Source organism: Methylobacterium sp. J-090, assembly GCF_022829345.1.
Classification (GTDB): Bacteria; Pseudomonadota; Alphaproteobacteria; order Rhizobiales; family Beijerinckiaceae; genus Methylobacterium.
Genome location: NZ_JAKSXV010000012.1, coordinates 47,124 through 53,570, shown reverse-complemented (window position 1 = coordinate 53,570; position 6,447 = coordinate 47,124). Strand labels below are relative to the sequence as shown.

Sequence of the window (6,447 nt, the reverse complement as noted above, 5' to 3'; positions counted from 1 at the left end):
GGTACTGCGCGGCGCATAGAGGGGGCGGCCTTCGGCTTTGTTCGCCATGATGCGCTGACGCAGTTCAACGGCGCGCTGAGCGATGGCCTGGGCGTCGCAGCGGCGGCAGGGACCGCCGCGGCCCGCGGCATGGCAGTTGGTTGGGTACTGGCAGGACGAGCGCGGCATCGAGCTTAAGCATAATTGGCGGAACTGGTCATCGCCAAGCCTCGTCTCCTCCGGCACTCGGCGGGACACGGGCATGACGAATGCTGGAGCGCGGCGGCACCTGGCCACCGCGCGCCGTCAGCATCAATTAGCAGCGACCCCCTTGCGCGGACGCCCCGCACGCTTCGGCTTCTCATCAGCCGGCGCCTCGGCAATCGTCTCATCCGATTGGGCTACCTTGGGTCCGGCCGCCTTGCCCGAATCCTTCCGCTGCTGTCCGAGTCCGAGGGCCTTGGCAAGCTCAGATCGCTGAGCCGAGTAGCCGGCAGAGACCATCGGGTAGTCCGCAGGCAGGCCGTACTTCGCGCGGTAACTCTCTGGTGTCAGACCACGAATCGTCAGGTGCCGGCGCAGGGTCTTGTAGGACTTGCCGTCCTCGAAGCTGATGAGGGCATCTGGCGTGATCGACTTCTTGATTTGCGCTGGGGTGGCCTTCTCAACCTCATCCTCCTTCGTAGGAGAGGCATTCCCGCCCTTTGTAAGGCTGCTGACAGCAGCGTGGACGCTGGTAAGCAGATTGCCGATCTCACTTGCTGGGAGGGAGTTGTTGGAGACGTAGGCCGAGACGATATCAGCGCTCAGCTCCACGTAATCGAATGCTTGGTGGGTTTCGGCTTCGGTCATTGCAGCTCTTTCGTACTTAGCGATGGTACGGTTCTAAGACGCAGAGCCACAAAAAGATCAATAGGAATGCCTGGAAAACAATTGCTCAGGTTAATTTATCCACTCACCTGTCCTTGATTGCCCGTCATGACAGGCCGGTTTGGGCACCTTCGTGATCGAGTTCGACGCGGCGGTTTAATCCTCCATGGCGGGTGCGTAGCGGCACGTCAAGAATGGAAGTGGATTCCCATATTAGGTTCAGACAGAAAGAAACAGACCTGAACCCAGGTCAGTCCTGTGAAGGAGTTTATAGACCAGCCATGAAGACCCGTATCTCCACCGCCACCGCAGCTCTTATCCTTGGCGTTGCTTCGATCTCGTCCGCTATGGCCACTGAGCGCTTGTCGCCCCGCTACTCCTCGTTCGGTTCTCAGGTTGAGACCACCGGTTCAATCTACGCTGCACCGGAGGCCCGTTCGCCGTTCAATTGCCCGATGAGCTCGGCCGCCGAGGGCAATGCCAACCAGCAGGCGTTCCCGGTGCAGCAGTACGGCCAAACCTCGGGCGGAAACCGCTGCTGAAAGGCGTGAGAACGGGTTTCTCGATGGTGTTGACTGGGTTCTCGTATCTCATGGCCGGTGCCTTCGTGGCCGGCCTGATCTACACCATCGTCGGCGCATACCAGGCGATGATGGGTTTCTAGGGTCACACCGGCGCCCATTTTAGCGCCCATTTTCCAGCACGACACGACGGCGGGGCGAAAGCCTCGCCGCTTCTGCATGGGCTCAATCTTTCAAAGGCTCCGGCTTCTGACCGTCCGGAAGGATCTCTTTGAGATGATCATGGACCATGCCAGCCGTGAATGGCTTGTCGATGAAGCGCACGCCTTCGGGTAGGTCATTCGGTCCTGGGCAGACATGCCCCGACGCAACGACAATCGAGATGTGGGGCCAGCACTGGGCCGCTTTGCGGGCGAGCCCGAAACCGTCGAGGGAGCCTGGCATTTGCACATCAGAGAACAGGAGAACGATGGATTGGCGCTCCCGTTCGAGGAGAATCGCACCTTCGTCGCTTGTTGCGGCCTCGTAGGTCCGGAAGCCGGCATCGCTGAGAATCTCGACGATATCCATTCGGATGAGGCCGTCATCCTCAACGACCAGAGCGTAGGGGGCCGATGATGACGAGTGCTTGTCCATAAAGGCCTAATTCGCCGCGTCCAGATAAGGTCCTGTCAGGAGGTCGGTCTTTGCCTTCTTCAAGGCGGCCTCACCCAACAAGGCGCCGCGCGGCCATGGCTCGCCACTGATTGATGGCCTGTTCAGCAGCGACCAACTGCGCCCGCAGCATCTCGATCTCTGCGTGAAGCTCGCCAGCATCGACGGCCAGCTCGACGCACTGATCCTGCACCTCGGCAAGCTGTTGCCGCAACTCGGTATTCTCGATGACGACGGCAAGGAGTTCTGCGGCGTGCTGCGCCCGTTCGGTCATTCCGCCAACCCTGCATACCCTATTGGGCGATGACGTATCACCGGCCCCTCAACCAGGGCCATCAAATGACGCCCCGAACTTGCTCATCCGAACACGTATTGGTGGCCCAATCTGGAGGCTCATCGTTCGTTCTTCCGCCCGGCCGGATGCACCTGCGACATGGCTCCGCAGTTCGGACCCATCGCGAGGATTCCAGATTTGCCTCACGGTCGGGTCCGGCTCTGCCGTTCCGGCAGCTTCTTTGACGGTTCCACTAGGCGAATTGTCCCCGTAATTATCCCCTTATCCGTGGGGTGAATCCGTTTGCACCCTATGCCTGATTGATGTGATGGGGCGCTGCTCCCGTCCGCCTTAGCGAGGTCCCCCGTTTCGGGGAGCGCAATTGCGAAACCGTTTCGCTTTTGGCTACCGCCTCGCCGCATCCACGCCTGCCATTCCCGACTGATGATGCGGACGAGGTTGGGCGAGTTCTTTCGGCCTTCGTGCCGGCGCTCCTCAATCGTCAAAAGCCCGTCGCCCTCGGCGAGGCGGATGGCGGCCTGGGCCAACCGGCGGCATACCCCGGCCCGCGCGGCAATGGCATCGATGCAGAGCCCACACACGCCCTTGGCGGTCACTTCATCGGCCACGATGCGCAGGACCGCGATCTGCCCGGTGGTAAACCGTGCGGCCAACGCAGGTGGCATCGGCCCAGAGCACGCCAGCAAACGACGTCGGTCTCGAGATGCGACCTTGTCGGGCGAGGCCACGTGCCGGCGCGGCGGGAACAGACTCGCCCGGCCGGCGGGGATGCCGACAGGCCGGATACCCTCCCGGATCGCCATACGGCGCCCGTGGAGGCGTTCGGCGAGCGCCTGGGCCTTGTTGTCGCCCAACACCCCGGAGCCGTGCCCCTGCCACACCTGGCGCGATAGCTCGTCCATCTGGGCAAGCGTCCGCGCGTCCTCGATCGCGGCCTTCATGGCGGCGTGAAACATCGTCCTCGGTCCCTCGCGGGCCGCGGCAGGCACAAGGCACGACTTCTCGATGCGGGAATTGGCGTTCCCGCTTGACACCCGAGGGCGCTCTATGGCTTGTGAGGAATTGGAAGAGGCCTCACAGCCCATCGATTTCGCGGCCCTCCTGTTTGGCGACAGGGGGGCCGTAGTCGTTTCAGGGTCTATCTCGCGGCGGTGATCTCTCCTGATGCCGGCTCACGACTCGCACGAGGTGAACGGGGCCCGACATGGCATGTCGGCCGGGGAGCACGGTTAAGTCAACGGTAAGGAGCGAGTAGGCCTGCGCTTTGACGCCTGCGGTGGCCTCAGCCGTGAGGAGGCGCCCCTGCTGGACGCCATGCCGAGGAAGGGCGTGCTGTGCGGGGTTGTCGCCCACGATAGCACCCCGTTGCAGCACGCCATCGTGACCTGCTCGCCGACGGAGCCTCATGATCTCTGCGTCGTCTAGGGGCTGATCGCCGGCCTCGTGGGGCTCATCGTTCGGGGAGCGATAGGGCTGGCATGACCTCTGCACCGCTACCGTGCCCCATGCTGGGCATCCCAATCCTCACTTCACCCGCCCGGAGTAGTCCGAGCGGGTTTTTTCATGCGGCCTTTTGACTGTTGTCGAGCCAATCTGTTGTACGAAACCGTACGAATGGTCACGATCCGCCTAGTTTGTCAATCGGCGTGTAATCGGGACCCAGGATCGGCGTCCAAAAAGGACCCACCTGCTGGCGGGATCGCCGACGCAGAGATCGACGTCGCGGAGCCGGTCAGGGTGAGCGCAGCGGCGTCGATCTCGTGTCCAGCCTGCCACCCGTCCGGTCGCGGCGTGCCGCGGCCGGCTTCCTCAGGAGCGCGTCTTCAGCCGCCAGCTGGCGTTGCCGGTCTCCAGGATCTCGCAGTGGTGTGTCAGCCGGTCGAGCAGCGCCGTGGTCATCTTGGCGTCGCCAAACACGCTCGGCCACTCGGCAAACGGCAGGTTCGTCGTTACGATCACCGAAGTGCGCTCGTAGAGCCGGCTGATCAGGTGGAACAGCATCTGTCCGCCCGCCCGCGGGAACGGCAGGTAGCCCAGTTCGTCCAGGATCACGAGGTCGCTGCGGGCGAGCTGCGTGGCCAGCCGGCCTGTCTTGCCCGCCCGCGCCTCCGCCTCCAACTGGTTGACCAAGTCCACGGTGTTGAAGAAGCGCACCCGCGCCTCGCGCTCGCGCACGCAGTTAGCCCCGACCGCAATGGCCAGGTGCGTTTTGCCCGAGCCCGTGCCGCCGATCAGCACCGCATTGCGGCTCTCCGTGAGGAAGGTCCCGCGGTGCATCTCGCGCACTGCCGCCGCGTTTACCGGCGATCCGGCGAAGTCGAACTCGGCCAGCGTCTTCACCACCGGGAACTTGGCGTTGCCCATCCGGTGGGATGTGGCCCGGTTCTCCACGTCCGCCAGCTGCAGGGCCAGGAGCTGGCCCACCACCTGCTCGGGTGAGTGGTGGCGCTTGGCCGCCAGGGTAATCACCTCGTCGTAGGCCGCACGCATGCCGCGCAGCTTGAGCTTGACCATCAGTTCCAGGACGGCGGGCCGTTCCATCACGCCACCACCATCGTGCGCAGCCCGTCGTAGCGGGCGCAGTCCGCTTCGGGCATCAGGCCGAGCGTCAAGGATGATGGCGTCAGCACGGGCGGGGGCGGCTCGGGTTCACGGCCTCGGGCCAGCAGGTTGAGCACGGCGTCCGCGCTGTGCAGGCGTGCGGCCAGCGCCGTCGCACAGGCGGCCTCGACCGCATCCAGCCCGGCCTCGGGCACCGCCGAGAGGATGGTCACGAACTGCCGGTCGCCGTCAGTGAAGGCGGTCAGCCGCTGGCGGACCTCGTGCAATGCAACGGGCAGGTCCCAGTCGCGGAACGGCTCGCCGTTGCGAAGCGCACCGGGCTTGCGCGCCAGCACCGGCAGGTAGTGCCAGGGATTGTAGATCGTCTGATGGCGGCCGAAGCACCGGGCATGCTCGGCCACGCGCTCGCCGTTGAGGAAGACGCTGATCCGCTCGGCATGGGCGCGCAGCTGCACGCGCCGGCCAGCGGCGCGCGCCTCGACGGAGTAGCGGTTGTTGTCGAAGCGCACGAGGCAGGTGGGGGTGGCGGCGACCTCGACCTCGTGGAAGCCGTCGAAGCGTTCACGCAGGCCGACAAGGGCGGGCCGGTCCTCAGTCTCGAACACCGCCATGACGGTGCGATCCCGCTGCACGGGATGAGACGCGGTCATCGCCCAGGTGATGCACTGCTCCTCCAGCCAGCCGTTCAGCGCGGCCAGCGATGGGTGACGCGGCGTGGGCTTGAAGAAGCGGTTGCGCGCGGTGCGCACCTGGTTCTCGACCTGGCCCTTCTCCCAGGCCGCGCTCGGATTGCAAGCGGTGGGCTCGACGAGATGGTGCGAGCAGAATTGCTGGAAGCGCCGGTTGAAGGTGCGCTGGCGGCCCACGAAGATCGTAGCGACCGCGGTGCGCATGTTGTCCTAGATGCCGCGCCGGCACGCGCCGCCGAAGAAACGGAAGGCGTGTTCGTGGGCGTCGAACACCATCTCCTGGCTCTCGCGCGGGTAGGCGCGCAGCAGGAACAGGCGCGAGTGGCACAGCCGGACGTGGGCGACCTTGATCTGAGTGGTCACCCCATCGATCAGCGCGGTCTCGTGGCTCCAGTCGAACTGGTAGGCCTCCCCCGGGGCGAAGGCGAGCGGGACGAATACGCCCTGGGCGATGGCGGTGCGGTCCTTGAACCAGCGCTGGGCGTAGCGGCGCACGCTGTCGTAGCCGCCCGTGAAGCCGTCCTGGCGCAGGATCTCGAACAGGCGGACGTAGCTGAGGCGCTGACGCTTGGGTTTGGCCAGCTCCTCAACCAGCAGCGCCTCCAGTGGGGCGACGTGGCTGTCGAGTTGTGGACGAGGCTGGCGCTGGCGCTTGTAGGCGAATGCGGTCGTGTCCGAACGTAAAGCCTTGCGCACCACCTTACGCGACAGCCGCAGCGTGCGGGAGATCTCCCGGATGCTGTGTTGGTCGCGAAACATCCGTCGGATCTTGCCGATGGTCTCCACAATCATCATCCCGGCTGGCTCCCACCCGTAGCTGGGTGGGAACATGAAGGAGAATGCCGGGGGTGGGTCCCATTTGGACGCCGATCAGCCC

The 6,447-nt window shown here is 64.6% G+C and carries 6 protein-coding genes and 1 pseudogene; 1 reads left to right on the top strand and 6 read right to left on the bottom strand.

The annotated features are described in order from the left end of the window. Nucleotides 1–291 precede the first annotated feature (291 nt). A complete protein-coding gene (locus tag MKK49_RS01165; RefSeq protein WP_244026216.1) occupies nucleotides 292–831 on the bottom strand; it encodes a MucR family transcriptional regulator in 540 nt (179 codons plus the stop codon). A 299-nt stretch (nucleotides 832–1,130) separates the two neighbouring features. Here MKK49_RS01165 and MKK49_RS01160 point away from each other — a divergent pair, with 299 nt between their 5' ends. Continuing rightward, nucleotides 1,131–1,391, top strand: coding sequence for a hypothetical protein (locus MKK49_RS01160; protein WP_244026214.1), 261 nt, complete (start codon nucleotides 1,131–1,133; stop codon nucleotides 1,389–1,391). Between the two features lie 204 nt (nucleotides 1,392–1,595). Here the strand turns inward: MKK49_RS01160 and MKK49_RS01155 are convergent, their stop codons facing one another. The 5 genes and pseudogenes from MKK49_RS01155 to istA all read right to left on the bottom strand — a co-directional run. Continuing rightward, the gene (locus tag MKK49_RS01155; protein WP_244026212.1) at nucleotides 1,596–2,006 is read right to left on the bottom strand and encodes a response regulator; all 411 of its coding nucleotides are present in this window, start codon (nucleotides 2,004–2,006) and stop codon (nucleotides 1,596–1,598) included. Between the two features lie 70 nt (nucleotides 2,007–2,076). Beyond that, entirely contained in the window at nucleotides 2,077–2,298 is a 222-nt protein-coding gene (locus MKK49_RS01150) for a hypothetical protein (RefSeq protein WP_244026210.1), read from the bottom strand. 203 nt (nucleotides 2,299–2,501) lie between these two features. Further along, nucleotides 2,502–3,275, bottom strand: a complete 774-nt coding sequence (locus tag MKK49_RS01145) for a hypothetical protein (RefSeq protein ID WP_244026209.1) — start codon at nucleotides 3,273–3,275, stop codon at nucleotides 2,502–2,504. An 853-nt stretch (nucleotides 3,276–4,128) separates the two neighbouring features. Further along, nucleotides 4,129–4,860, bottom strand: coding sequence for an IS21-like element helper ATPase IstB (gene istB, locus MKK49_RS01140; protein ID WP_244026208.1), 732 nt, complete (start codon nucleotides 4,858–4,860; stop codon nucleotides 4,129–4,131). 17 nt (nucleotides 4,861–4,877) lie between these two features. Further along, nucleotides 4,878–6,365, bottom strand: a pseudogene (istA, locus tag MKK49_RS01135) (IS21 family transposase); the annotation flags it as partial. Nucleotides 6,366–6,447 lie beyond the last annotated feature (82 nt).

Excerpts from the sequence above, each read along its gene's own strand:
- MKK49_RS01165 (WP_244026216.1), bottom strand. The coding sequence starts at position 831 with ATGACCGAAGCCGAAACCCACCAAGCATTCGATTACGTGGAGCTGAGC.
- MKK49_RS01160 (WP_244026214.1), top strand. The coding sequence starts at position 1,131 with ATGAAGACCCGTATCTCCACCGCCACCGCAGCTCTTATCCTTGGCGTT.
- MKK49_RS01155 (WP_244026212.1), bottom strand. The coding sequence starts at position 2,006 with ATGGACAAGCACTCGTCATCATCGGCCCCCTACGCTCTGGTCGTTGAG.
- MKK49_RS01150 (WP_244026210.1), bottom strand. The coding sequence starts at position 2,298 with ATGACCGAACGGGCGCAGCACGCCGCAGAACTCCTTGCCGTCGTCATC.
- MKK49_RS01145 (WP_244026209.1), bottom strand. The coding sequence starts at position 3,275 with ATGTTTCACGCCGCCATGAAGGCCGCGATCGAGGACGCGCGGACGCTT.
- istB (WP_244026208.1), bottom strand. The coding sequence starts at position 4,860 with ATGGAACGGCCCGCCGTCCTGGAACTGATGGTCAAGCTCAAGCTGCGC.